The sequence below is a fragment of the Kitasatospora sp. NEAU-69 genome, from assembly GCF_057158765.1.
In genome coordinates this window covers 165,480-191,000 of the sequence record NZ_JBWXUE010000001.1, presented here as the reverse complement: position 1 = coordinate 191,000, position 25,521 = coordinate 165,480, and the positions used below count along the sequence as shown (strand labels likewise).

At 71.7% G+C, this 25,521-nt stretch carries 24 protein-coding genes; 14 read left to right on the top strand and 10 right to left on the bottom strand.

Going from position 1 to position 25,521, the window contains the following annotated elements; genetic code table 11:
• Window positions 1-29: 29 nt before the first annotated feature.
• The 4 genes from AC060L_RS00795 to AC060L_RS00780 all read right to left on the bottom strand — a co-directional run bounded on the left by AC060L_RS00795 (window position 30) and on the right by AC060L_RS00780 (window position 4,895).
• Entirely contained in the window at window positions 30-1,073 is a 1,044-nt protein-coding gene (locus AC060L_RS00795; RefSeq protein ID WP_483796192.1) for a 3-oxoacyl-ACP synthase III family protein, read from the bottom strand.
• 149 nt (window positions 1,074-1,222) lie between these two features.
• The gene (locus AC060L_RS00790) at window positions 1,223-2,269 is read right to left on the bottom strand and encodes an NAD-dependent epimerase/dehydratase family protein (protein WP_483796190.1); all 1,047 of its coding nucleotides are present in this window, start codon (window positions 2,267-2,269) and stop codon (window positions 1,223-1,225) included.
• Entirely contained in the window at window positions 2,266-3,864 is a 1,599-nt protein-coding gene (locus AC060L_RS00785) for an AMP-binding protein (RefSeq protein WP_483796189.1), read from the bottom strand. The genes AC060L_RS00790 and AC060L_RS00785 overlap by 4 nt, the downstream gene beginning before the upstream one ends.
• Window positions 3,861-4,895 carry an alpha/beta fold hydrolase gene (locus tag AC060L_RS00780; protein WP_483796187.1) on the bottom strand — a complete coding sequence of 345 codons (1,035 nt, stop codon included), beginning with the start codon at window positions 4,893-4,895 and terminating at the stop codon, window positions 3,861-3,863. Before AC060L_RS00780 ends, AC060L_RS00785 begins: the two co-directional genes overlap by 4 nt.
• 325 nt (window positions 4,896-5,220) lie before the next feature.
• On the opposite strand from AC060L_RS00780, the gene AC060L_RS00775 reads away from it, so the two are divergent.
• A complete protein-coding gene (locus AC060L_RS00775) occupies window positions 5,221-6,618 on the top strand; it encodes a hypothetical protein (protein WP_483796185.1) in 1,398 nt (465 codons plus the stop codon).
• A 78-nt stretch (window positions 6,619-6,696) separates the two neighbouring features.
• Here the strand turns inward: AC060L_RS00775 and AC060L_RS00770 are convergent, their stop codons facing one another.
• Window positions 6,697-7,410 (bottom strand): AraC family transcriptional regulator, encoded by a 714-nt coding sequence (locus AC060L_RS00770; RefSeq protein ID WP_483796183.1) that lies wholly within the window; start codon window positions 7,408-7,410, stop codon window positions 6,697-6,699.
• Window positions 7,411-7,668: 258 nt separating this feature from the next.
• Here AC060L_RS00770 and AC060L_RS00765 point away from each other — a divergent pair, with 258 nt between their 5' ends.
• The 4 genes from AC060L_RS00765 to AC060L_RS00750 all read left to right on the top strand — a co-directional run bounded on the left by AC060L_RS00765 (window position 7,669) and on the right by AC060L_RS00750 (window position 11,010).
• Window positions 7,669-8,337, top strand: a complete 669-nt coding sequence (locus tag AC060L_RS00765) for an alpha/beta fold hydrolase (RefSeq protein ID WP_483796181.1) — start codon at window positions 7,669-7,671, stop codon at window positions 8,335-8,337.
• 324 nt (window positions 8,338-8,661) lie between these two features.
• Window positions 8,662-9,393, top strand: a complete 732-nt coding sequence (locus AC060L_RS00760) for a TetR/AcrR family transcriptional regulator (RefSeq protein WP_483796179.1) — start codon at window positions 8,662-8,664, stop codon at window positions 9,391-9,393.
• A 742-nt stretch (window positions 9,394-10,135) separates the two neighbouring features.
• Entirely contained in the window at window positions 10,136-10,279 is a 144-nt protein-coding gene (locus tag AC060L_RS00755; RefSeq protein WP_483796177.1) for a hypothetical protein, read from the top strand.
• On the top strand, window positions 10,276-11,010 hold the full coding sequence (locus tag AC060L_RS00750; RefSeq protein WP_483796175.1) for a bestrophin-like domain: 735 nt from the start codon (window positions 10,276-10,278) through the stop codon (window positions 11,008-11,010). Before AC060L_RS00755 ends, AC060L_RS00750 begins: the two co-directional genes overlap by 4 nt.
• Window positions 11,011-11,079: 69 nt before the next feature.
• On the opposite strand, the gene AC060L_RS00745 is transcribed toward AC060L_RS00750, so the two are convergent.
• The gene (locus AC060L_RS00745) at window positions 11,080-12,291 is read right to left on the bottom strand and encodes an ROK family transcriptional regulator (RefSeq protein ID WP_483796597.1); all 1,212 of its coding nucleotides are present in this window, start codon (window positions 12,289-12,291) and stop codon (window positions 11,080-11,082) included.
• 322 nt (window positions 12,292-12,613) lie between these two features.
• Between AC060L_RS00745 and AC060L_RS00740 the strand changes: the two genes are divergently transcribed.
• Both AC060L_RS00740 and AC060L_RS00735 read left to right on the top strand, forming a co-directional pair.
• Window positions 12,614-14,065 carry an APC family permease gene (locus tag AC060L_RS00740; protein ID WP_483796173.1) on the top strand — a complete coding sequence of 484 codons (1,452 nt, stop codon included), beginning with the start codon at window positions 12,614-12,616 and terminating at the stop codon, window positions 14,063-14,065.
• Window positions 14,066-14,201: 136 nt separating this feature from the next.
• A complete protein-coding gene (locus AC060L_RS00735; RefSeq protein WP_483796172.1) occupies window positions 14,202-15,284 on the top strand; it encodes a hypothetical protein in 1,083 nt (360 codons plus the stop codon).
• 74 nt (window positions 15,285-15,358) lie between these two features.
• Here the strand turns inward: AC060L_RS00735 and AC060L_RS00730 are convergent, their stop codons facing one another.
• Both AC060L_RS00730 and AC060L_RS00725 read right to left on the bottom strand, forming a co-directional pair.
• The gene (locus AC060L_RS00730; RefSeq protein ID WP_483796170.1) at window positions 15,359-16,693 is read right to left on the bottom strand and encodes an MFS transporter; all 1,335 of its coding nucleotides are present in this window, start codon (window positions 16,691-16,693) and stop codon (window positions 15,359-15,361) included.
• A gap of 285 nt (window positions 16,694-16,978) precedes the next feature.
• Window positions 16,979-17,404: a MarR family winged helix-turn-helix transcriptional regulator gene (locus AC060L_RS00725; RefSeq protein WP_483796168.1), complete on the bottom strand. Its 426-nt coding sequence runs from the start codon at window positions 17,402-17,404 to the stop codon at window positions 16,979-16,981.
• A 208-nt stretch (window positions 17,405-17,612) separates the two neighbouring features.
• Between AC060L_RS00725 and AC060L_RS00720 the strand changes: the two genes are divergently transcribed.
• Window positions 17,613-18,515 carry an SDR family NAD(P)-dependent oxidoreductase gene (locus AC060L_RS00720; RefSeq protein ID WP_483796167.1) on the top strand — a complete coding sequence of 301 codons (903 nt, stop codon included), beginning with the start codon at window positions 17,613-17,615 and terminating at the stop codon, window positions 18,513-18,515.
• Window positions 18,516-18,624: 109 nt separating this feature from the next.
• On the opposite strand, the gene AC060L_RS00715 is transcribed toward AC060L_RS00720, so the two are convergent.
• Window positions 18,625-19,293 (bottom strand): O-methyltransferase, encoded by a 669-nt coding sequence (locus tag AC060L_RS00715; protein ID WP_483796166.1) that lies wholly within the window; start codon window positions 19,291-19,293, stop codon window positions 18,625-18,627.
• An 85-nt stretch (window positions 19,294-19,378) separates the two neighbouring features.
• The gene (locus AC060L_RS00710) at window positions 19,379-20,056 is read right to left on the bottom strand and encodes a DedA family protein (RefSeq protein ID WP_483796164.1); all 678 of its coding nucleotides are present in this window, start codon (window positions 20,054-20,056) and stop codon (window positions 19,379-19,381) included.
• Between the two features lie 225 nt (window positions 20,057-20,281).
• Here AC060L_RS00710 and AC060L_RS00705 point away from each other — a divergent pair, with 225 nt between their 5' ends.
• The 6 genes from AC060L_RS00705 to AC060L_RS00680 all read left to right on the top strand — a co-directional run bounded on the left by AC060L_RS00705 (window position 20,282) and on the right by AC060L_RS00680 (window position 25,495).
• Entirely contained in the window at window positions 20,282-21,049 is a 768-nt protein-coding gene (locus AC060L_RS00705) for an SDR family NAD(P)-dependent oxidoreductase (RefSeq protein ID WP_483796163.1), read from the top strand.
• Window positions 21,050-21,153: 104 nt separating this feature from the next.
• Complete coding sequence (locus AC060L_RS00700; protein ID WP_483796162.1) at window positions 21,154-21,885, top strand: FadR/GntR family transcriptional regulator; 732 nt, start codon at window positions 21,154-21,156, stop codon at window positions 21,883-21,885.
• Complete coding sequence (gene dgoD / locus AC060L_RS00695; protein WP_483796161.1) at window positions 21,882-23,027, top strand: galactonate dehydratase; 1,146 nt, start codon at window positions 21,882-21,884, stop codon at window positions 23,025-23,027. The genes AC060L_RS00700 and dgoD overlap by 4 nt, the downstream gene beginning before the upstream one ends.
• Complete coding sequence (locus tag AC060L_RS00690; protein ID WP_483796159.1) at window positions 23,021-23,896, top strand: hypothetical protein; 876 nt, start codon at window positions 23,021-23,023, stop codon at window positions 23,894-23,896. Before dgoD ends, AC060L_RS00690 begins: the two co-directional genes overlap by 7 nt.
• Window positions 23,897-23,912: 16 nt before the next feature.
• Entirely contained in the window at window positions 23,913-24,533 is a 621-nt protein-coding gene (locus AC060L_RS00685; RefSeq protein ID WP_483796157.1) for a bifunctional 4-hydroxy-2-oxoglutarate aldolase/2-dehydro-3-deoxy-phosphogluconate aldolase, read from the top strand.
• Window positions 24,530-25,495 carry a sugar kinase gene (locus AC060L_RS00680; RefSeq protein WP_483796155.1) on the top strand — a complete coding sequence of 322 codons (966 nt, stop codon included), beginning with the start codon at window positions 24,530-24,532 and terminating at the stop codon, window positions 25,493-25,495. The genes AC060L_RS00685 and AC060L_RS00680 overlap by 4 nt, the downstream gene beginning before the upstream one ends.
• Window positions 25,496-25,521: the final 26 nt, after the last annotated feature.

Genomic DNA, 25,521 nt, shown 5'->3' with positions numbered 1-25,521 from the left:
GGGGTCGTGAAGTGCCAGTGGGTGAGGGCTCAGAGCCTGATGATCACCATCCCGGCGCTGCATCCGGCGGCCAACCCGACCAGGCCGATCAGATCTCCTGGCCCGGCCTGGCCGCTCTCCAGGGCGCGGGCCAGCTGGAACGGCACGGACGCCGAGGCGAGGTTGCCGTGCTCGCCGACGATGACGGCCAGCCTGTCGCCCGGGAGGCCGATGGCCGGGCCGCAGATGAACTCGATGTCCGCCAGCGAGACCTGGTGGACACCGATGAACGCGAAGTCCTCGAAGGTGAGGCCCAAGTCACCGATCAGCGGCAGAACTTGACGTGGCGTCAGCTGCGTCAGGCTGTCCCGCATGCGGGTGTTCGTCATCTGGAACCAGATCCTCTGCGCATCGGCCGGCCGGCGGGCGGCGATGGTCCCACCGCTGCTGACGGTGAGCGATGACCAGGCCGTGGAATCGGCGGCGAAGCGGCTCGCGATGACCCCCGTTGCCAGCAACGGGTCGTCGTGGTCGGCCTCTTGTGCGGTGAGGAGCAGCGCGCATCCGGCGTCCGAGAAGCCGAGGGACGGCATGACCCGCACGAAGGTCTGTGCGTCGGGCAGGTGCAGCGGCGTGAAGGTCGAGGGGGCCTCGCCGCAGGTGATCAGAACGGTCCGGTACTGCCCGGTGGCGATGAGCGCGTTGGCGGTCTCGACCGCGTTGAGGACGCTGTTGCAGGCGTTCTTCACGTCGAAGACCGGGCAGGTCAAGCCGAGGCCGGCGGCCACGATGTGGCAGGTCGCCGGCTCGGCCAGGTCCTGGGAGGCCGCAGCGAAGATCATCAGGTCGATCTCCGCAGGGTCCGTGCCGTGGTCGGCCAGGAGCTTGCGGGCCGCGGCCACGGCCAGGTCGGAGGCCTGCTCGTCGTCACCGATCAGGTGGACGCCCTGCACGCCGGTGAGCTGCGTGACCAGTCCCGGCGGCGGGGCGAAGGGGCCAGCGGCCCCGATTTGGGCCTCGCGCTGCGCCATCGTGACGTACCGCTCGGGCAGGTGGGTCGATACGCCCGCGAGGCGGGCCCGGACGTGTGACATGCGCTGAAAGCTAGCGGCGCGGCTCGCGGGTGCCGTGCCAACGCGGCCGTGCCGCGCGGATCTTGGTTCATTCGGGTGCAAGCCCGAGCAGGCGTCCCTGCTCGGCACACCGCTGTGGGAGCGGATCACCCGAAGCCGGCAGACAGTGCTCACCCGGTCCGGGCCGGCAGTAGGAGTCTCGCGGATTCCGGCAGCCCGTCGCCCCCGGCGAGCTCGGTCAGGCCTTCGGCCATCGACACCGGCGGGGCGAAGCCGAGGTCGGTGCGGACGGCGGTGAGGTCGAACCAGTGCGGGTGGGTGAGTTCGGCCGCCAGAAAGCGGCTCAGCGCGTGCGTGTCGGTCGAGCGTGACAGCCGGGCGCCCACGTCCCGCGCCACGGCCACCGCGTGGACGAGCGGGCTCGGCAGCGCCTGCCAGCGGGCCGTCACGCCGGCGGCGGCCAGGAGCAGCAGCGCCAGACTGCCCAGCGGCAGCGGCTCGCCCTGCGCGACGAAGTAGGCCCGGCCGCCGAGCTGGTGGCCGGCGTGAAGGCGGTCGAGCGCCAGCAGGTGCGCGTGCGCGGCCGTGCGCAGATGGGTGCTGTCGACCAACGCGGCACCGTCGCCCGGCATGAACAGCCGTCCCCGGCGGACGCAGCGGACGAGCGCCGGGGTGAAGTGCGGGTCGCCGGGGCCCCAGATCAGGTGGGGCCGCAGCGAGACGGTGGTCAGTGACGGGCCGTCGGCCGCCAGGACGGCCTGCTCCGCCTTCGCCTTGGACATCGGGTAGGCGGCCAAGTGCCGTCGCGGGTAGGGGACGCGTTCGTCCACCCCTTCCAGCCCGCCCGGGCGGAAGACGACGCTCGCCGTCGACGTGTAGACCAGCGAGGGCACTGCCCGCAGGCGGCAGGCGGCGATCACGTTCAGCGTTCCGGTGACATTGGCCCTCCAGTACGGGCGCAGGGGGCCGCTGCAACCGGCGAGCGCCGCGTTGTGGACCACGGCGTCGCAGCCGTTCGCCGCGCGGGCGAGCACCGCGAGGTCGGCGGTGTCGCCCAGGTCGCCTTGGTACTGGCGCACGCCCAGCTCGGCCAGTTCGGCGCTCGGCCGACGGCTGATCGAGACGGTCTGCGTGCCGCGGGCGACCAGCTGACGGCAGATCTCCCGCCCGAGGAAGCCGCTGCCACCGGTGACCAGCACCTTGCCTGGGCCGGTCACGACGCCTTCCCGAGGCGTCGCACGGCCCAGGAGGCCAGCTGCACCCGGTCGATCTTGGAGTTGTGCCGGATATCGGTGGGGAAGCCCGGGTGGATCAGGACCGCCTCGACACGGTGCCCGCCGGCCACCATCGCGAGCGCCTCGTGAAGCAGCCGCAGAGCAGCTTGACGGTTGCGGTGGCCGGGCGTCAGTTCGGCGCAGAGCACGGCGCGCTGGCTCCCGACCGGCCCGATCCCGACCAGTGCGGTGCGCCGCACCGTCGGTACCCGACCGGTCGCCACCTCGATGTCCTCGGTGCACAAGATGAATCCGTCCCCGAGGACCCGGTGGGCCTTGCGACCGTGGAACCAGAGCCGGCCCTGGTCGTCGAGGCGGCCCAGATCCCCGGTGCGGTGCAGCAGCCCGCAGTCGGTGGCCAGCTTGGCGGCGGCGGTCGCCTGCGGTCGCGCGTGATAGCCGGTGCTGACGTTGGGACCGGCGACGGCGATCTCGCCCAGCCCGGTGGCATCCGCCTCCAGCACCCGCACGCTCAAGCCGGGCAACGGCCGCCCGACACAGCTGCCGGCTCCGGCGCCCGCCGCGTGCAGGGCCCGCAGCCGGGCACTGCTCACCGCGCTGACCGGCAGGCACTCGGTGGCCCCGTAGACGCTCAGCACCTCGGCATCCGGGGGCAGGACGCTGTGCAGGAGGTCGGCGAGGCGCCGGCGCAGCGGAGCGCCGAACGACAGCACCCGCTTCACCGACTCCAGGACGAGACCGCTGCGCGCGCAGTGTGCGGCCAGCAGCCCCAGGACCGCCGGGGAGGCGGCCACCGTCGACACCCGGTGGTCGAGCAGCGGGCGCAGCAGGCGCCGCGGGGGTGTGCGGGCCGGCGTGCGGTGGCTCACGGCGGGCGCGATGGTGGTCAGGCCGAGGGCCGGGCCGAACAGCACGAACGGGAGGAAGCCGGAGAGCAACGGGCCCCGGCCGGCTCCGGCCAGCAGGGGCTCCAGGGCCGCCAACTGCCCGGCCAGGGTGGAGTGGTGGTACTCCACGCCCTTGGGCCGGCCGGTGGATCCGGAGGTGAACGCGATGAGCGCGAGATCGCCCGAAGCCGGCGCCGGCAGCAACGTCCGCGTGGCACGCGCCTGCTCAGTCGGCCGTCCGATCGGCAGTGGAGCAGCCCACACCACCGGCCGCACCGCCCTGGTCGCCAGGGCGATCCGCACGTGGCCCTTCGCCCAGCCCAGCACCCGGCGGGCGAGGAGCGCCGCCGGTTGCCCGACGAACACCTCGGGCGCCACCTCCTCCAGGCACGCCCGAAGGTCCGCGCGCGGCAGACCGGGGTCGATCAGCACGGGGACGGCGCCGAGCCTGAGCAGCGCACAGATCACCACGGCCAGCTCGAACGGGTCCTGGGTCATCACGACGGCCCGCTGCCCCCGTTCCACACCCTCGTCACGCAGGGCATCGGCGGTCCGTAGTACTGCGTCCAGCAGCTCGGCGAAGCTGACGGGCCGCCCGGTTCCGTCGCGTCGCCCGCAGACGAGCGCGACGTCCTGCACCCGCTCGTCGGCCAGCCGCTCCAGTCGCGCCGAGAGGTCGACCGTGTTCACGGCTGCTCCGTCCGGTGGAGGAAGTCAATGATGTGCCCGGCGAGTTCGTCGGCCGCGTCCTCCGTCACGAAGTGGCCGGCGGCCGGGTAACGGTGAACGGCGGCGTGCGGGTACCGGCGCTGCCACTCGTCCGCGAGCACGGAAGTGAACACCGGGTCCTTCATCCCCCATCCGACGAACAGCGGCACGGTCATCAAGTCGGCAGAACCGTCGGGCAGATTCAGCTCCCGCCACACCGGGTCATCCACACCGTCGCGCGGAATGCACCGGATGAAGTCGACCACCGCCCGCCGGTCCTGCCTCCTGGCGTAGGGCAGCAGGTAGGCACGGCGCACCTCGGCCGGAAGCCGGCGCCTGCACCCGACCCGCAGTGCGATGCGGGCGAACAGGTTCGTGGCGTGCACCAGTGAGGCCAGCGGGCCGAGGTCGCGGATCCACCGCAGGTACGCCGGAACGCGGTAGCCCTCCGGGGGCCGGAAGCCGATCGTGTTCAGCACCACCAGCCGCTCCACGACGCCGGGGTTGCGCAGCGCCCACGCGATCCCGAGCGGCCCGCCCCAGTCGTGCAGCACCAGCGTCCACCCACGGGCGGGCAGCCCCCGCTCGGTGACCAGGTGCCCGTACAGGGCCTGCAGATCGCCCAGTTGTGCGCGCAGGCGCTCGGCCGGCTCCGCCGGCGGTGCCGGCCGGGCAGACAGGCCCATGCCGGTCAGATCGGGGGCGATGCACCGGAACTCCGACGACAGGACGGGCAGCAGGCGTCGCCACATGTAGCTCCACGACGGATTGCCGTGCACGAACAGCACCGGCGCACCGGCACCGGCACCGACGTCGACATAGTGCTGGTCCGTCTCGGGAACCCTGCAGCGGTGCGGCACGCCCGGGTAGCCCGGCAGCGCTGACGACTGCGCTCCCGTCCGCATCACAGACGCACCGCCGCGCCCGGTCTGCCGCCACCGGCGTGAAAGGGAGGCTCGGGCCGCCGACGAACAACGGTAGACATATCTGCACGCTAACGAGTCCGGCGCCACATGCGCAGTCGGCCATCGACGGCGCCACGCGGATTACCCACGCGAGGCGCATTCGTCCTACCGGCCGGACCTCCGCCCACTCGGCGTCCGACATGTCCGTCGGGTAGCGGCGCTCGCGCACCCCGTGGTCGCTCCCGGCACCCGGTGCGGAAGCGAAGGGCGTGGCCCTTTGCGCCTGCTGCGCGCCCTGGTGGAGGCCGAACAGGACTGCTATCAAGGGGTGGTGGCGCCCGGAACAGCCCGCACCGCCGGGTTCGTCCGGGATCGTCCCCGGGAACGCGTGCATCTCGCGGCTCCGGTGGAGGCATTTCAGGGGGGATCTCTCATGTGGCACTACAGCACCGCCGGACCACTGACCTACACGCCGTCGAAGCCGTTCGAGGCGCACTCAGCCCTGCCGGACGCGGCCGCCGGAGTGGGGCACACCTTCCTCACTCCGGCCGGGTTGCCCAATATCGCCCCCGTGGCGTCCCCACAGCTGTGGGTCTCGCAGAACGGGCTGTTCGCGATCGAGGACGCCGACCTCACCCAGCGCCAGCCCAAGCACTTCTACGCCGACTTCAAGGCGCTCACGAAGTGGAACCAGGCCCTCGCCGGCCAGGGCTCGCTCTTCCAGTTCTTCTTCGATCCGCCCGGCACCGTGACCTTCACCCTGCCGCACGCGACGAAAGAGACCACGTTGATGCGGGTCCGGGCCGCCAACCTCGATGCCCGTCGGGCCGGCAACGACATGACGACCACCGAGAACTGCGACGTGGCCGTCACGGAGGTCATCGGGTCGCTGCTCGCCCCACTGCCCAGTCTCGGGGAGAAGGTTCCGCTCGGGGACGGCACACCCACGCAGCAGATGTTCGCCGAGTACCACGTCGCGAAGTACCTGCTCGCCACCCAAGCCGTGGGCAACCTGACGCTCGCCCCGGTCGCCACGCTGAACGCCGAACGGGACTCCATCGCCCACGACTTCGGTCAGGACATCCAGGCCCTCACCCTGGGCACTGCGCCCCCGCACACACCGACCATGGCCGCGAGGCTGGCATCGGTCCGGGTGAACCAGTTCGCCCGTCCCACCGCGGTCGGCCAGGCCCTCTACACCGGCTCGCTCGGCAACAAGCATCCCGCGGTCCCGCCGCCCGGCTGGCAGATCCAGGACTACAGCAACACCCGCAACATCAGCGATCCCGCCGACATCAACCGGGTGCTGTGGGGATTCCACTGGGGCGGTGTCATCGCCACCGACGGAACGGACTACCTGACGCTGGAGAACTACGCCCGCAACGGCGAGAACAGCGCAGGACACGGCGGCGGCCTCTTCTACTTCCAGGCGTACTCGGCCGACCCCGGCCGCAGCTGGCACGAGCAGTGGGCACTGCCGGCCCCGCACACCAAGGCGTTCGCCAACGCGATCTCGTTCGCCGTGGAACCGCACGGCACGAACGGACTGCGCTACTTCAACGCCGGTTCCAGGGACAACCAGGCCGCCGTCGCAGCCGCCAACAACAACACCGCGCTTCAAGCCGCGCTGCTCGACGGACTGAACTACGCCACCGTGCACCTCAACGCGGCCACGATCCGTGACCAGTTCGCCGACAAGGCCCGGCTGGCGGGCTGGATCGCCGCGCTCAACGCCCGCCTCACCGATCCCCTGCCCGGCTGGATCAGCAGCACCAGCCGGTCCCTGGCCATGCACGTCCATGCCGAACTGTCTCGGGTCAAGTCAGCCTGAGCCGGGCTTGATTCATTCCGCACCAGGGAACTCTGCCAGCGCAGACCACCTTCCCGAACACCAGGGACAGGAAGGTGGTCAAGGGAGCGACGACTGCCGGCGACCGGTTCGGTAGCGGCCGGGGGTCGTTCCGATGATGTTGGTGAACGCCGCGATGAAGCTGCTCGGGTTGGCCCATCCGCAGGCGGCGGCGGTCTGGGTGGTGTCGTGGCCCTCGGCGAGGAGCACGAGTGCGTGGTGGACGCGCAGTTGGGTGCGCCACTCGTAGAAGGTCATGCCGAGTTCGTCGCGGAACAGTCGGCTGAGGGTGCGGGTGCTGGCTCCGATCGTCCGCCCGAGTTCGGCCAGCGTGGCGTTGTCCGCAGGCGTCTCGTGCAGCATCCGGGCAACGGCCTGCAGCCGGTCGTCCCGCGGCTCCGGCAGGTGCAGCGGTTGTTCGGGTGCTTCGCGGAGTTCGTCGACGAGGACGCGGAGGAGGCGCGAGCGCGCCGAGCGACTGTAGCCGGGCGCGGCGGGGTCGTAGTTGCGGGGGCCGGTCAGGGCGAGCAGGACCTCGCGGGCGAGGTCGGAGGCCAGGAACACGGCGGGGTGGTCGCGGACGAGCCGGGCGAGGGATGGCGCGAGGAAGAGGATCCGCATGTCGGTGTCGCCGTGGGCGCGGTGGTAGTGCGTGAACCCGGCGGGGGTCCAGGCGACCCGGTTGGCGGGGACGATCAACGTGCCCTGCTCACTGTGAAGTGCCAGGACGCCGCTGGCTGCGTACACCAGGTGGCCCCGGGCGTGCGACTGCACCGTACTCGTTTCGCCGGAGGGCCACAGGTGGCGCCCTCCGGAGGGCCAGATGTGTGAGGTCGGACCGGCGATCGGGCGAGGTTGGCGGCGAAGAGGCATCAGTTGGCATCGTAGCGGTAGCAGGCCACACCTTGATCCGGTGAAACTTCCTTCATACGCAGTGGCCTTCGGTCGCGCCGAGCGCCCGACCGAACCACATGAGACGGCCACTTGAGCCAGTTGAGCCGCTTGAGCCGCTTGAGAGAGAAGGAGAAGCACATGGCGACGTTCGTCCTCGTGCCGGGCGCCTGGAAGGGCTCCTGGTCGTTCGAGGCGGTGGTCCCGCTGCTGGAGCGTGCCGGCCACACCGTTCACGCCCTGACCCTGACCGGTCTGCGGCCGGACGACGACGCCGCGACAATCGCGAGCGCCAACCTCGACACGCACGCCGACGACGTGGTGCGCCACCTCGATCGTCACCACATCACCAACGCGACGCTGGTCGGCCACAGCTACGCCGGGATGGTGATCGCCGCCGCCGCCGACCGCGCCGACGGCCGGATCTCACGCCTCGTGCATCTCGACGCCTACGTGCCGCGCGACGGCGAGTCGTGCTGGTCATCGACGAACGACCACTTCCGGGGAGTCTTCGCCGCCGGCGCTGCGGCCACCGGCTACACCGTCCGGCCGCCGGACGGCGGCGATCCCCGCCGCCGTCCCCACCCGCTCGCCGCGTTCCTGCAGACGGTCCGGCTCACCGGCGCACACGACCTGGTCCCCCGCCGGGAGTTCGTCTACTGCTCGGGCTGGGAACACCGGACGCCGTTCGCCGAACTCCGCACCCGGCTCCAGGCCGATCCCGCCTGGCAGGTCCACGAGCTCCCCACCGGACACGACGCCATGCACGAGGCTCCGGAGGCGGTCGCCGCCCTACTGCTCCACGAGTGAACGGGACGTCTGGCGGGCGGCGTTGACCTCGGGGTTCTCCCACCAGCGGTCGTCGCCGACAGCTTCTTGCCGAGGTCGCGCTCGCCGGCGAAGCTGACGACCAGCATGGTGCGCGCAGCGCCGTCCTGGGAGAGGGGGACGATGCGGTGCATCGTGGGCCCGAACCGTGGGTGTCTGCCTTACCCGGGCCCCACTCCCCCGCCGATCCGGGCTCCACCCCGAGCGCGAGCAACATGAGGACTGCTCAGAATAGTGAGTCGCCGCCGAGCGCCGGATGCGGCACAGTGGTAGTGGCAGCACAACGGCAGGAGCGGGAGCGACCAGATGGGCGAGCGGACTGCGAAGAACGGGTCCGGCGCGGCGGCCGACGCCGCGCTCGGCGGTACACCCGGCGGTGCATCCGGCAGCGCATCCGGCAGCGCACGCGATCCGGTGGAGCCGGAGTTGCGGCGACGCCCCGTGCAACAGCGCAGCCAGGAGCGGCTGGAGCGGATCCTGGACGCCTGCGCCGAGTTGCTGGACGAGATCGGCGCGGCCGCGCTGACCACGAAGGCGATCGCCGCCCGGGCGAACGTCCCGATCGGCACGCTGTACCAGTTCTTCACCGGCAAGCAGAGCCTGCTGGCAGCGCTGGCCCGGCGAAACCTCCAGCGCTACCTCGACCGGCTGAACCGGCGACTGGCGGCGGAGTCCCCGCAGGACATCGGCGGCTTCGTCGATCTCGCGGTCGAGGAGTTCGTCGCGATGAAGCGGGCCGTGGCCGGCTTCGGCGCGCTCGACTTCGGCCTGACCGGACCGACTCCGCCGAGCCTCGACGATGTCGAGCACCTGCTCGACCTGACGCTGGACAACAACAGCGCGGTGGCCGGCCTGCTGCACCGGCTCACCTTCGAGCACATCTCCGCCGACGGCCGCCGCCCGGGACCACTGGCCCTGCGGGTGGCCCTGGAGTGCGCGGACGCGGTGCTCAAACTGGCCTTCCAGCAGGACCGGGACGGCGATCCGGCCCTGATCGCCGAGTGCAAGGTGGTACTGCGGCGCTACCTCGCGGGGTGACGTCTGCCCTCGGCGAGGCGCAGAACATGAGTTCGCCGCACGTACGGCGGGTCGAGGAACGGCCACTCGGTCGGGTCACATCGGTTACTTTCTACGCAATCTGACGACCAGACAGTCCGGTGGCTGAATTATCGTCCTGGGCATGCACGGCGAAGAAGGCGGCCCGCACGGGCCGCATCATGAGCACTCCCCTGGGCTGCCCGAGCCCTCACCGGCCTGGCCGGCGATCCCGCACCCGCCACATCCACCAGATCTGCCGCAGCCCCCTCAGCTGCCGCACCCGCCGGTACCACCCGTGCCGCCGCCTCCTCCGGTACCGCCAGAACCCCCCGAGCCGCACTGGCCACCGTGGCCGCACCACTGCCATCCGCCGGTCCCGCCGCCCCCACCGTGCCCACCACCGCCACCGTGCCCGCCGCCTCCACCACCGCCACCACCTCCTCCGCCACCGCCTCCGGGCCCGCCGCGGCCGACTCCGCCGCCACCGCCGCCCCACGCTCCCCCACCCCCGCCGCGCCCTGCACCGCCGCCGCCACCCCCACCCCCGGCGCCATCACCGCCCGCACCGCCGCCGCCACCCCCGCCGAAGCCCACCCCGGCACCCGTCAAACCGGTCGTCCACCACATCGCGGCCCTGCCCGTCGCCCCCGCGCCGAAGAAGGCGACACCCCCGCCGCCGCCCCCCACCGCACCACGGCTGCCGCTCCCGCCGCCGCCGAGCCAGCTGCACGCCACCACCGCCGTGCCCACCCGTCCGCCGGACGACAGCCTGACGGTCCCGGTCGGCGACCCGCAGGGCACCTTCATCCTGGTCGCCGTCTCCATCCCGGCCGTTCTCGCGGCGGCCGTCACCTTCGTCAACCACTCACTCGGGAGGCACCGTTGAGCCTGGGAATCGTCATCGCCGTGCTGCTCGGCGCCGCGCTGGCCGTGGGCATCCTGGCCGTCTTCGGCCGGACCGCCCGGTCCCGCGAGGGCGCGTTCTCCGGAGGCGCGCTCAGCTTCCTGGGATCGGCGTCGCTCTCCTCCTTCATCCTGGTCGCGGCGTTCCTGATCGCCGGCTCCTGGTCGAACCTCAACACCGCGCGCGGCCACACCTGGGACGAGGCGCGCGCCCTCAACGCGGCCTACACGGACGCCGATCCGACGACCCGGCCACTGCTGCGCAGCTACGTCACCGACGTGATCGGCCCGGACTTCCAGGCGATGACCCACGGCGACGCCGCCCCCGCCGCCTGGGCGGGCCTCGACGCCGTCCGCACGCACGTGCAGTCACTCCCGAACTCGGACCAGCGCACCACCATGCTCTCGGACCTGGACGACATCTACACCAAGCGCCAGATCCGGCTCGCGGACGCCACCGCCTCGCTGCCCGAACCGCTCTACCCCGCCCTGGTCGGCACCGGCCTGCTGGTCCTGCTCTACGCGCCGATCGCCGGCCTCACCTTCCAGCGGCGCGAGGCGATCGCGCTCGGCCTGGTCGGCTCGGTGGTCGGCTTCGGCATCTACCTGGTGCTGCACATGACGCACCCCTACACCGGCCCGATGCACGTGACCCCGGTCGCCTACCAGCAGAGCCTGGAACGTTTCAGCCAGCTCTCCCAACAGCAAATCTGACGGTCCGTCAGACAGCTTCCGGGAAGCGGGCGATCCCGACCGAAGCCGGTGCCCGGATCCGACGTGGTGTCAGGTCCGGGCGACCGCAGCCGAGCGCCGCTCGAAGACCTCCGGCCGCGCGGTGCGCAGCGCCGTGGCCAGCGCGCCGATCAGCACCGCGTCCTCCCCGAGCAGGCTCGGCGCCAGTCGCGGACGCAACGGGGTCAGATCGTGCAACGCCTCCTCGACCCGCCCCAGCAGCAGATCGGCGCTGGTGCCGACGCCACCGCCGAGGACCACCAGGTCCGGATCGAGCACCGACGACACCACCGCCACCGCGTAGGCGAGTTGCTCCGCCTCGTGCTGGACGACGGCGAGTGCGGCCGGGTCACCGGCCCGGGCCGCGTCGAACACGGCCTTCGCGTCCGTGACGTCGTGCAGCCCCAACTCCCGTGCGGTGCGCAGCACCGACTCCGCCGAGACGGCCGACTCCAGCATCCCGGGCTGCTGCTCGCCGCCCCCACCTGACCCGCCGGGCCGGGCGAGCGCACCCCTGCCCGACATCGGCAGGAACCCGATCTCGCCGGCCGCCCCGTGCGCACCGCGCTGCAGCCTGCCGCCGGCCACCACGCCCATCCCCAGGCCGGTCCCGATCAGCAGGTAGACGAACACCCGGCTGCCGGCGCCCGCGCCCTGCGCGTACTCACCCAGGGCCGCCAGGTTCGCGTCGTTGTGCACGCTGATCGCGGTGGCCAGGCCGGCCCGGATCCGGTCGAAGAGCCCGCGCCGCCCCCAGCCCGGCAGGTTCGCGGCGTACCGGACCCGCTGTTCGCTCTCGTCCCAGACGCCGGGCGTCCCGATCGCCGCGTGCACCACGTCGGCGGGCGTCAGCCCTGCCTCCGCGATCGCGATCCGGGCGGCGTCGGTCACTGCGTCGGCCACCGCATCGGCGGTCCGGGCCCGGTTCGGGACGTCCTGGCGGGTGACGATCCGCCCGGACAGGTCGGCGACCGCGACCCGCAGCCAGGCCCGGCCGATGTCGATGCCCAGCACATGGCCGGCGGTCGGGTCGGGCTCGTAGAGCACGGCTACGCGGCCACGCTCCGGCGCCAGCAGACCCGCCTCCCGGGCCAGCCCGGCGAGCTCCAGGGTGGCCAGTGCGGCGGACACCGTGGGCTTGGACAAGCCGGTGTCCCTGGCGAGTTGGGCCCGCGACGCGGGGCCTTCGGTGCGCAGCCGCTCCAGCAGCAGCCACTCGTTGTTGCTGCGCAGCCGCTGCCGGTTCCACGGCTGTTCCGTCATCGCCTGGGTGCCCTTCCCTGCCTGTGTGATCACTCCGGTGATCATGCGTGCCGGCGCCACTCTATGCGTCGGCCGTGAGACGGCTGTAATCCCTTCGCACTCCGTTGGCGCCAGCTCTTGACGCTGATAGTTAGGTTCTTTAACTTAATCACACCTCGACGCCTTCGCGTGCCGTCTTGGCCCGACTCGCGCGATCGGCCCCACCCGCCTCCACTCGGCTCCACCCGGTCCACTCGGCTCCGCCATGCCCCTCGCTCTGCTCCTCGCGCTGCTCCTCGCTCTGCCCCTCGCTCCGCCACTCCCCCGCACGGAGGTCCCACCGGTGTCCGCAGGTCTCACCCGAAGAATCGGCCTCTTCCAGGCCACCGCCATCAACATGAGCCAGATGTGCGGCATCGGACCGTTCGTCACGATCCCGCTGATGGTCGCCGCCTTCGGCGGCCCGCAGGCGGTGATCGGCTGGATCGCCGGAGCAGTGCTGGCACTGGTCGATGGGCTGGTGTGGGCCGAACTCGGCGCCTCGCTCCCCGGCTCCGGCGGCTCGTACGTCTACCTGCGCGAGGCCTTCCAGTACCGCACCGGCCGGCTGATGCCGTTCCTGTTCGTCTGGACGGCGATGATCTTCATCCCGCTGATCATGTCCACCGGCGTGGTCGGCTTCGTCCAGTACCTCGGCTACCTGTGGCCGTCGATGAGCAAGGGCGAGGGCGACCTGGTCGGGCTGGCCCTGGTCGTCGTGGTGGTCCTGCTGCTCTGGCGCAAGGTGGACAGCATCGCCCGGATCACCACCGTGATGTGGTGCGTGATGATCGCCTCGGTCGCCGCGGTGATCCTCGCCTCCTACACGCACTTCAGCCCGTCCCGCGCCTTCACCTGGCCGGCGCACGCGATCGAGGTGACGCACGGCCAGTTCTGGCTCGGCTTCGCCGCCGGTCTGACCATCGGGATCTACGACTATCTCGGCTACAACACGTCCGCCTACCTCGGCGCCGAGGTCAAGGACCCCGGCCGGGTGATGCCCAAGTCGATCATCTACTCGATCATCGGCATCATGGGCATCTACCTGCTGCTGCAGATCGGCGTGCTCGGCGTCGTCAACTGGAAGGACATGCTCGACACGAAGTCGGTCGCCTCCCAGTCGGTCGCCTCCGCCGTCATGGAGAAGACCTGGGGCAAGGGCGCGGCCGACGTGGTCACCGTGCTGATCCTGATCACGGCGCTCGCCTCGGTCTTCACCGGGCTGCTGGGCGGCTCCCGGGTGCCCTACGACGCGGCGCGTGACGGCGTCTTCTTCCGCACCTTCGGCAAGCTGCACCCCAAGCACCAGTTCCCGGTGGCCGGCCTGGTCACCATGGGTGTGGTCACAGCGGCCGGCTTCTACCTGAGCCGGCACGTCGGCGCGAGCGCCACCCACCCGCCGCTGACCATCCTGATCGACCTGCTCACCACCGTCATGGTGCTGGTCCAGGCGCTCTCCCAGATCGTCGCGGTGACCGTGCTGCGGCGCCGCCAGCCACGGCTGCCGCGGCCGTACCGGATGTGGCTCTACCCCGCCCCGAGCATCGTGGCGGCGGTCGGCTGGCTGGCGATCTACGGCTACGCCGACCGCAATTCGCCCGGCTTCCACCCGATCGAGTGGTCACTGGCCTGGGTGGTGCTCGGCTGCCTGGCCTTCCTGGTCTGGTCGAAGGTCGAGCGGACCTGGCCGTTCGGACCGCGCGAGATCCGGGAGGAGTACCTCCCGCCGGCACCGGCCGACTCCATCGCGGCCTGACCCGGCCCTCGATCCCGTCTACCGGGCGGCGACACCGCGGCGCAAAAGTCCGCCGAGCTGACGTCCTGTTCCTCTGATTGCCCGCCTGTTGGCCCAAACAGGCGGGCAACCGGTGTGATGATCGACAATGACCCCCATGAGGCTGATCACCGGGCTGGCCGGCGTCCTACTACTCGTGCTCACCGTGGCCAACATCCTGCGCACCCTGGTGGTGCCGCGGGGGATCCACTCGTCACTGACCATGACGCTGTGGCGGTCCACCCGCGCGGTGCTGCGGCTCTTCGCCGCGCCGTTCGGCACGTACCGCGCGCACGACCGGACCCAGGCGTGGCTCGCCCCGATCATGCTGATGGGGATGCTCTTCTGCTGGCTCGTCGCACTGCTCGGCGCGTTCACCCTGTTGCTGTACAGCACCTCCAGCTTCGGCTGGGGCGTCGCGTTCCGCGAGGCCGGATCCAGCCTCTTCACGCTCGGCTTCGCGAGCGGCGACCGGCTTCGGCTCTCCGCGCTGGACTTCCTGGCCGCGGCCAGCGGACCACTGGTGATCGCGCTCCAGATCGCCTACCTGCCCACCCTCTACGGCACCTACAACCGCCGCGAGGTCGAGGTCACGCTGCTCCAGTCGCGCGCCGGCGAACCGGCCTGGGGGCCGGAGCTGCTCGCCCGGCAGTCGCTGGTGGACACCGAGACCGCGCTTCCGGAGCTCTACCGCGACTGGGAACGGCTGGCCGCCGAGCTCGGCGAGAGCCACTCCAACTACCCGGTGCTGCTCGCCTTCCGCTCCCCGCAGCCCTACCGCAACTGGATCGTCGGGCTGGTCGCGGTCCTGGACGCCGCCGCGATCCAGCTCGCCGTCAACCCGCGCACCGCGCCGCCGGAAGCCCGCCTGGTGTTGCGCGCCGGGTTCACGGCCCTGCGCGACATCGCCAGGGTGATCGAGCTCCCGCATGACGCCGACCCCGACCCCAACAGCCCGATCCGGCTGAGCTACGCCGAGTTCGATGCCGCCGTCACCATGATCAGCGCCGCCGGCTTCGAGACCGAGCGGCCCACGGTGCTCGCCTGGCCGCACTTCCACGGCTGGCGGGTCAACTACGAGCAGATCGCGTACGAGCTGTGCCGGCGGGCCGATGCCGTCCCGGCGCTGTGGACCGGCCCGCGCGACTTCGCGGCCGCCCCGATCCCGCCCCGCCGCCCGACCGACCGCCGCCCGGGCTGACCCCGACGTGGCTGATCACTGACGGGGCTGATCGCCACCGGGCCTTCGCTGCGGCCGGTGGCGCACCCCTGCAGTCAGGACGACGCAACGGACTCGCGCTCAGCCGAGCCGGTCAGCGCGGCACCCACCCGCAGCGAGTCCAGGCGCTTCAGGCAGGCGCGCCGCTGGACGAGCGAGAGCACCACGACCACCACGCCGAGGACCAGCCAGCCGGTCGCTCCGGCCGTGAGCACCACGCCGGTCAGCAGCAGCGGGCCGACGGACCTCTGCACCGACTGGGACATGCCGGCCACCCCCAGGTAGGAGGCCTGCGCCCGCTGCGGGGCGAGGCTGACCGCCAGCTCCCAGGAGCTCACCGAGCGCATCAGCTCCGCCAGCGTGACCAGCACCGCGGCGACCAGCAGCGCCGTCACGGACGTCCAGATCCCGCCGCCGGTACTGGCCGCCAGCACCCCACAGCACACGAGCATCGTCACGCCCCACAGCGCCACCGCCGTCGCAGCGCGGCGCGGGCCGTCCGCCTTCGCCGACACGCGCAGTTGCAGCAGGACGACCAGCACGGTGTTCACCACCAGGAACGCCGGGACGAAGGCGTGCGGCGCACGGGTGTGGTTCACCAGCCAGAGCGGGAGCCCGACGTTGAGGACCGAGTCGTCCAGGTTCATCGGGATGTCCAGCAGGACGAAGAGCAGGTAGCCGCGGTCGCGCCACGGGCTGGGCAGCGGCCCCGCATCCGGCGCGTTCAGGGCGCCTGGCACGCCTGGCGTGGCGACCGCTTCTGCCGCGCGCGCCACCACACGTCCGCCGCCGCTCGGCTCCCGGACCCGCCAGACCAGCACGGCGGCGAGCACGTAGGAGAGGGCGTTGGCCAGGATCAGCGCCCGATAGGCGTCCCTGGTCCCGACCGCCAGACCGATCGCCGCGATCCCCGCGCCGAGCGCGTAACCGGCGTTGGCCACGCTGCGGAACAGAGCCTGGTACGTGGCACGCCGCTCGCCCGCCACCCGGGTGGCGAAGAGCATCTCCAGCGTCTTGGCCGCCCGATCGCCCAGGAAGGTGGCGGCGACCACCGGCAAGAGCGCGCCGAAGCCCTGGCACACCATCAGCAGGCCCATCGTGGCCAACCGCAGCAGGTGACAGCCGATCAGCAACCAGCGCACCGGCAGCCACTCGGCCAGCCGCCCCGCCAGCGGCGAACCGACGACACCCGCCACCGCGCCGACACCCAGCAGCAGCCCGAGGTGCCGGGCATCCAGGTGGCTGACGAAGGTGAAGTACAGCACCGAGGCCGCCGCCCACACACCGGATCCCGTGCGGTCCAACGCCTGCGCGAGCAGCATGATCCGCGCATCCCGCCCACCCGGCGGCCGCCGCAGCTGCGCCACCAGACCGTTCTCGTCCCACTGCATGCGCCAGGCCCCCGTTCGATTCGAAGATCGGGAGCAGCCTGGCCCAGATTAATCTCGATGTCAAGATACTTGATATCAACAGATCCGTAGACAGAGATCCGCCTGTGCAGCCCCAGGACTCAGGGGTGAACGACACCGCGGCACTGACGAGCGCACCGCGTGGGCCCGTTCCCCCGCACGCGAACCTCGCTCGGCCCAGCCCCCTTGCCACCCCGCGAGCATCGGGATCCACCCCGCCGCCGGCGAGCGAGCGACGGGCTAGCGACGGGCAACGGGCAACGGGCGCTAGTCCTCCTGAACGACCGCCACGCAGCGGGCCAGTAGCGCGCGGAGGGTGTCCCGCTCCGCCGGCGTGAAGGCCTGCGCCAGCCGACGCTCCAGCCGCACCGCGTGCCCGTCGGCGATCCGGACGGCCTCCTGGCCGTCCGGCGTGAGGCGCGTCTCCAGCATCTTCTGGTGCCAGGGGTGGGCGGTGCGGCTGATCAGCCCGATCTCCTCGAGGTTCTTCAGCAACGCGGCCATCGCCTGCGGGGTCACCAGGCAGGCACGGGCGAGGGCGGCGCCCGAGATGCCCGGGTTGTCCGCGAGCACCAGGAGGGCGGCGTACTGCGGCACGCTCAGCCCGGAGCCGCGCAGCGCGGCGGACTTCGCGGCCATCACGGCCTGCTCGGCCCGCTTGATGTCGAACCCGAGCCGCTCTTCAGCGGGCATCCCCTGCATTCCGGCCAGCGCATCCATGACACGGAACTCTACCGGCATGGACATCGATACGAGCATGGATCTCGATATCAGCCTGGATCCGAGACATACCCCTAATCATGCTTCGAGCACTGATCTCAGTACATGCACTGACCATGACACGGGCATGGATCTAGATCAACTGTTGCCCATGTATCAAGTCTTTGATACAACTCAAGGCATGACCACTACTCAGTCCTCAGCACGCCGAACCATCCTGATCACCGGGTCCACCAGTGGCATGGGCCACGCCCTGGCACTGGAGCTGGCCCGCGCGAACCCCGCGCACACCCTCCTTCTGCACGGCCGCGATGCCACCCGGCTGGCCGCCGTCACCGCAGAGGTCCGCGGCCTCGGTGCCGAAGCACGCGGATACCTGGCCGACCTGGCCGACCTCGACCAGGTCCACGACCTGGCCGATCGCATCACCGATGCCGAACCGAGGCTCGACGTCCTGGTCAACAACGCGGTGGTGGTCACCAGCGCGCAGCCGAAGGTGCGCCAGCTCAGCGTGCAGGGGCACGACCTCCTGCTGGCCGTCAATTACCTGGCACCGTATGCGCTGACGCGCGGGCTGCTGCCGCTGCTCAGCGCGAGTGCGGCAGCCCCGGCCACGCACACCACCAGCGAAGCGTCAGAGCCGGTCACCGCGCCGAGCCGAGTGGTCAATGTCGCGTCGATGGGACAGTCCCCGATCGACTTCACCGACGTGATGATGGAGCGGGAGTACGACGCGCTGGAGGCCTACTGCCGGAGCAAGCTCGCCTTGATCATGTCCAGCTTCGATCTGGCCGCCGAGCTGACTGCCGCCGGCCAGCGCGTCACGGTCAACGCGCTGCACCCCGCGCACCTGATGGACACGCCGGGAGTGCGCGCGCTGCACGCCTACGGGCTCGAGCCCGCGGTCGGCGTCGAGGAGGGCGTCCGCCCGACCGTCCGGCTGATCACCGATCCGGCGCTGGCCGAGGTCACCGGGCGGTACTTCGACCAGTTCACCGACAGCCGGGCTCATGAGCAGGCCTACGACCGCGCCGCCCGCGAGCAGTTGGCAGAGCTGACGCAGCGCCTGACCTCCCGCCGCTGAGCCGGCTCAGACGGAGTGCCGCAGCCGCACGTGAAAGGCCGGAGCGCAGACCGATCGCGCTCCAGCCGATCGCGCTCCGGCCGGCCGTGCCCGGTACTCCGGGCACGGGTCAGCTCATCACGCGGATCAGTGTGAAGCCGTCGTACCCCTTGCTGCCCACCGTCTGCACCGCCGTCGCGGTGACCCGCGGCTCGGCCGCGATCATCTCGTGCATCCGGCGGACCCCGATGACCGCCGGATCGGTGCTGTCCTCGTCCGCCACCGCGCCACCGCGCACCACGTTGTCGACGATGATCAGCGAGCCGGGCCGGGTGAGCCGCAGCGCCCACTCGAAGTACTCGGGGTTGCTCGGCTTGTCCGCGTCGATGAAGACCAGGTCGAACGGCTCGGCGCCGTCGTCCACCAGCTCGGCGAGGCTGTCGGCGGCCCGGCCGGTGCGGACCTCGGCGACCTTCTCCAGTCCCGCCTCGTGCAGGTTCGCCCGAGCGACGGCCGCGTGCGCCGGGGACAGCTCCAGCGAGACCAGCCGGCCGTCGGCGGGCAGTGCGCGACCCAGCCAGATCGCGCTGTAGCCGCCGAGCGAGCCGACCTCCAGGATCCGGCGGGCCCCGGCCGTCAGGGCGAGCAGGTGGAGCAGCTTGCCCTGGCTCGGCGAGACCGCGATCTGCGGCAGACCGGCCTTGACACTGGTCGCCAGCGCGGCGACGAGCGCAGGGTCCTCGCCGACCAGAACACCGTCCAGGTACTCGTCCACCGCGGTCCACTGCTGCTGGTTCATCGAAGCCTCCGCTGTCGCTCTGGTCGTATCCGTCCCGATCCTAAGGGGCGGTGACACGGCGTCAGCAGCGCAGGCGGCTCGCTCGTCAGGACTGCGCAGCGCCCTCCGCCGCGCGCTCCCCGGCCTCGTGGCCGGCCTGACCGCCGTGACCGACCTCCGCGGCATGCGCACGGCCGGCACGGCGCTTGATCACCAGGGCCGTCACGGCCCCGGCGACGACGGCCAGCCCCAGGGCGACCCAGGAGAAGCTGGAGAAGTACTTCTCCACCGCCTTGCCCGCGTAGTACGCGGCGACCGTCGTGCCACCCGCCCAGATCACGCCGCCGAGCACGTTGGCGATCAGGAACTTCCAGTACGGCATCCGGAGCGCACCGGCCAGCGGGCCGGCGAAGATCCGCAGCAGAGCGACGAACCGGCCGAAGAAGACGGCCCACATGCCCCACTTCTGGAACGAGCGCTCGGCCGTGCTCAGATGCTCCGGGCCGAAGTGCTTCGGGAACTTGCGGCCCAGCTTCTCGAAGAGCGGCTTGCCGCCCTTGCGGCCGATCGAGTACCCGATCGAGTCGCCGATGATCGCACCGGCCATCGCGCAGACGGCGATCAGGACCGGGTTGATGGTCCCCTTGGAGGCCATCACTCCAGCCGTGATCAGTGCAATCTCACCAGGGAGCGGGATGCCCAGGCTCTCCACGCCGATGATCAGGGCGACCAGGGCATAGACCGCTCCAGGCGGCACACTCTGGATCCACTCGTCGATGTGCAAGGCCGGTACCTCCAGGGCACGGGTCGATCTGGCTGTGAGGGCAGCCTAGCCTGCCACTTCCCAGCCGAACGCTTTACCCTCCCTTTAGAGTTCCCGGGCCCTCGGCGACCCGCCTCTCACCCCTGCCCGGCACGTCCCCGACCGAGGTCTTGCGGTGACCAATGGTGACCTACAGTGACCGGCCGAGATATTTGCATAATTAATCACAAGCATTACGGTAGCGACGTGACCGAGCAGACCTGTCGAAGATTCCAGGGCCGCGTCGCCCTGATCACCGGTGCCGCCGGCGGCATCGGCGCCGCCACAGCGAGGCGGCTGGCCGCCGAGGGGGCGGCCGTGATCGCCATCGACATCGCCGACGCGGACGGCCGGGCCGTCGTGGCGGCGATCACGAGTGAAGGCGGCCAAGCCGAGTACCGGCACGGAGACGTGACCTCCGCGGCGATGTGGGACGAGCTGGCCGCGCACGTGCGCAGCCGCTACGGACGACTGGACGTGCTGCACAGCAACGCCTACGCCGTCGTCGTCAAACCCGCCCACGAGCTGACCGAAGTCGAGTGGGACACCCAGCTCACGGTCACGCTCAAGGCATCCTGGCTCGCGATCCGCGCCTTCGCCGGGATCCTGCAGGACAGTGCGGGCTCGGTGGTGCTCACCTCCTCCGTGCACGCGCTGGTCGGCCTGCCGGGCCACCCGGCCTACGCCGCCGCGAAGGGCGCCCTGTGCGCGATGGGTCGCCAGCTCGCCGTCGAGTACGGCCCCCGGGTCCGCGTGAACACCGTCGTGCCCGGCCCGATCATGACCGCCGCCTGGGACCGGGTGGACGAGGCCGGACGGGCCGGCAGCGTCGCCGAGACCGTCGCCAAGCGCTTCGGCCGCCCCGAGGAGGTCGCGGCAGCCGTGGCGTTCCTCGCCTCCTCGGACGCCTCCTACGTCACCGGCGTGAACCTGGTGGTGGACGGCGGCTGGTCCGTCGTCAAGGCCTCCTCGTAAACAGGCAGACCAAGCAAGCCCAGACCCAGCAAGCCCAGACCCAGCAAGCCCAAACCACGCAAGCCCAGACCACGCAAGCCCAGACCAAGGAAGGGGCAGCCGCCATGAACCCACCGGTACGAGGCCTGCACGGACAGGCCATCGAAGTCATCGGCGAGCGGATCATCCACGGTACCTACGCCCCGGGCGCCTTGATCCACCCCGACCAGATCGAGCAGGAACTCGGCGTCAGCAAGACCGTCGTCCGCGAGGCGTTGCGGGTCCTGGCGTCCAAAGGACTGATCGACTCCCGCCAGAAGCGCGGAACCTTCGTCAGACCGCGCTCCGACTGGAACCTCCTGGACAGCGACCTGCTGCGCTGGCAGGGCCGGGGCATCCCCGACGGGGCCTTCCTCGACAACCTCGGCGAGGTCCGGGGCATCGTCGAGCCCGCCGGGGCCCGCCTGGCCGCCGAGCGACGTGATGAGGCCGACCTCGCCGCACTGGAGGACGCCCTCGACCGGATGGCGGCCGCGGGCAGCGACGCCCAGGCCATGGTCGAAGCCGACCTCGCCTTCCACCGCGCACTGCTGGCCGCCGCCCACAACGAGCTCCTCACCCGGATGGAAGTGGTGATCGAGGCCGGCCTGCGGGTGCGCGACCAGATCGTGCACGGCGCCGACCACTGGGCCGATGCCGTCCCCGCCCACCGGGCCGTCCTCGACGCCGTACGCGCGCGGGAACCGGAGGCGGCCGCCCGCGCCGTCCACGCCCTGCTCGCCCAGGCCGCCACCGATCTCCACGACGTGATGGACGACAACCTGATGGACGACGCCGACCGCGGAGCGACCGGATGAAGATCACGTCACTGGAGACCTACCTCGTCGCCCCGCGCTGGCTGTTCCTGCGCATCGCCACCGACGAGGGGATCACCGGCTGGGGCGAGCCGATCGTCGAAGGCCGCGCCGAGACCGTGCAGGCCGCCGTCCGCGAAATCGCCGAGTACCTGGTCGGCGAGGATCCGCTGCGCATCGAGCACCACTGGCAGACCCTCACCAAGGGCGGCTTCTACCGCGGCGGCCCGGTGCTCTCCAGCGCGGTCGCCGGTATCGATCAGGCCCTGTGGGACATCGCCGGCAAGGTCCACGGCGTTCCCGTCCACCAGTTGCTCGGCGGCCACGTCCGCGACCGGGTGCGCATGTACGCGTGGATCGGTGGCGACCGCCCCGCCGACGTCGCCGAACTCGCCCAGGCCCAGGTCGAGGCCGGCTTCACCGCCGTCAAGATGAACGGCTCGGCGCAGCTGCGCCCGATCGACACCCCGGCCCAGACCCAGGCCGTCATCGACCGGGTGGCCGCCGTCCGCGAGGTGCTCGGCGACGAGCGCGACGTGGCCGTCGACTTCCACGGGCGGATGTCCACCGCCATGTCCCGGCGGCTGCTGCCCCTGCTGGAGCCGTTCCACCCGATGTTCGTCGAGGAACCCGTCCTCCCCGAGCACTCCCGCGACCTGCGCCGCCTGGTCGATTCGACCTCCGTCCCGCTGGCCACGGGTGAGCGTCTCTACTCCCGCACCGACTTCCGCGACGTGCTCGCCACCGGCATCGCCGTGGCGCAGCCCGACGTCTCGCACGCCGGCGGCATCTCCGAGGTGCGGCGCATCGCGTCCCTCGCCGAGGCCCACGACGTCACCATGGCCCCGCACTGCCCCCTGGGGCCGATAGCCCTCGCAGCCAGCCTCCAACTCGCTTTCGCCATACCGAACTTCCTCATCCAGGAACAGAGCCTCGGGATCCACTACAACCGCGGCAACGACCTCCTGGACTACCTGCTCGACCCCGAGCCGTTCCGCTTCACCGACGGCCACGCCAACCGGCCCACCGGTCCGGGCCTCGGCATCGAGATCGACGAGAGCGCCGTGCGCCGAGCCGCCGAAAGCGGGCACCGCTGGCGCAACCCCGTCTGGCACCACCAGGACGGCTCGTTCGCGGAATGGTGAGCACCCCGCCCAGAGCCGTCCCCCTCACCGTCCGCACCGACCTGACGCACGGCGGCCGGTGGACCTCCCTGCGGGCCGGCGAGCACGAATGGCTCTGGCACCGCCCCGATCCGGCCCGCGCCACCGTCCGCCCGGGCGACGCCTTCGTCGACGCCGGCGGCCTGGAGGAGTGCATCCCCACCGTGCGTGGCACGCCCGACCATGGCGACGCCTGGTCCCGGCCCTGGCAACGCGACGGCGACACCGACGTCCTGCACGGCCCCGACTTCGTGCTGCGCCGACGCGTCGAGACCGGACCGGTCGCGCTGCGCGCCGGCTACGAGCTGCACGCCGACCCCGGGTACCGGTTCTTGTGGGCGGCACACGCGCTGCTGGACGTCACACCCGACGCGCACCTGACCGCGCCCGATGCCACCACGACCCGGCTCTTCCCGGAAGCGGCCGAGCTGCTGGACCGGCCCTGGCCCAGCGGCGCCCGCCACCTCACCGGACCGTGGCCGACACCGCACGGCCTGCGCCTGGACCGGCTCGGCCCTGACGACGGCACCGCGGTCGGCGCGATCCTCACCGACTGCGCGAGCGTGACGGTCACCGACGGCCCCGACACGCTCTCCATGTCCCTGCGCACCGACACCGATCTCCCCGACACCTACCTCCCCGACGCCGACCTGCCCGTCTCCGTCGCCCTCTGGCGCAACCTCCGCGGCTTCCCGGCAGCGGCTCCCTACCGCAGCATCGGCGTCGAGCCCATGCTCGGATCCGTCTTCGACCTCGCCGAGGCCGGGCCCCGCGACGCCGCGACGGTGCCACCCGGCGGCACGCTGCGCTGGGAGCTCACGATCACCGCGACCACCACCCGCACCCCCTGACCGACAAGGGCCTCCCGTGAACCTGACCGACCTGACCGAACTGCCGTACCGGACACTGGCCATCGTGCGCGGCACCGACCGCGACGCGGCGCTGCGCACCGTCCTCACTCTCGCCGAGGAGGGCATCACCGCCGCCGAGGTGTCCCTCACCACCCCGGGCGCCCTGTGGGTCATCGAACAGGCCCGCCGCGAACTCGGCCCCCGCGCAACCCTCGGCGCGGGCACCGTCCTGACCCGCGAGGACGCCGCCCGCGCCCGCGACGCCGGCGCGAGCTTCCTCGTCACACCCGGCCTGCGCCACCTCTCCTCCGAACTCCCGCTGCTGATCGGCGCGCTGACACCCAGCGAGGTGATCACCGCGAGCGAGAGCGGAGCCCTCGCCGTCAAACTCTTCCCGGCCTCGCTGGGCGGTCCCGGTTACCTGAGGGCACTGCGAGACCCCCTCCCCGCCGTGCCGTTCGTCCCCGTCGGCGGCATCGACGCCGCCTCGGCCCTCGCCTACCTCGCCGCCGGCGCGGTCGCCGTGGGCGTCGGTTCACCCCTGGTCGGCGACGCCGCCGCCGGCGGTGACCTGCTCGCACTGCGCGAGCGCGTCGCCAGCTGGCGCACCGCCCTCACCGAGGAGATCGCGGCATGACCGGCACGGCACCGCTCGATGTCGTGACCGTCGGGGAGACCATGGCCGCCCTGCGGGCCACCGGCCCGGTCAGGCTCGGAGCGCCGATGCAGCTGTCCGTCGCGGGCGCCGAGGCCAACGTGGCGATCGGCCTGGCCAGGCTCGGCCACCGGACGGGTTGGGTCGGCCGGGTCGGCGACGACGAGTTCGGCGCCCTCGTCCTGCGCACACTGCGCGCGGAGCAGGTCGACGTCAGCCACGCGCAGCTCGACACGGACGGCCGGCCCACCGGCCTGCTGGCCCGCGAGGACCGGATCGCCGGCCTGGTCCGGGTCGCCTACTACCGCGCCGGGTCGGCCGGATCGGCCCTGCGGACCGCCGATGTGCTGCCCGCCCTGAGCCCCGGTGTCCGGATCCTCCACCTGACCGGGATCACCCCCGCCCTGGGCCCCGGCGCCGCCGAAGCCGTCCGCGCGGCAGCCGTCAGAGCAGGGGAACTCGGCATCACCGTCTGCCTCGACGTCAACTACCGGGCCCGTCTCTGGTCATCGGCCGAGGCGAGGAAGGCGCTGCTGCCACTGGCCCGGATGGCCGACGTGCTGGTCGCCTCCGCCGACGAACTGCACCTGGTCTCCGAGGACCCGTCCCTGCCCGAACCCGACGCGGTCGCCGCGCTGCTCGCCCAGGGGCGCAGCGACGTGGTGATCACCCGCGGCGGCGACGGCGCGAACGTCAGCACCGTCCGCGGCACCGTCCGCGTACCGGCCCGCAAGGTCCCCGTCGTCGATGTCGTCGGCGCCGGCGACGCGTTCGTCGCGGGCTACCTCTCCGGCCTGCTGGACGGCCTCGACGTCGAGGACCGCCTCCACCGGGCCACCACCACCGGCGCCTTCGCCGTCACCACCTGCGGCGACTGGGAGGGCCTGCCCACCCGCCGCGACCTCGTCCTCCTCGACGAGCCCGCCGGCACCACCCTTCGCTAGGGCCTGCCGTCAGGAGGGACACAGGA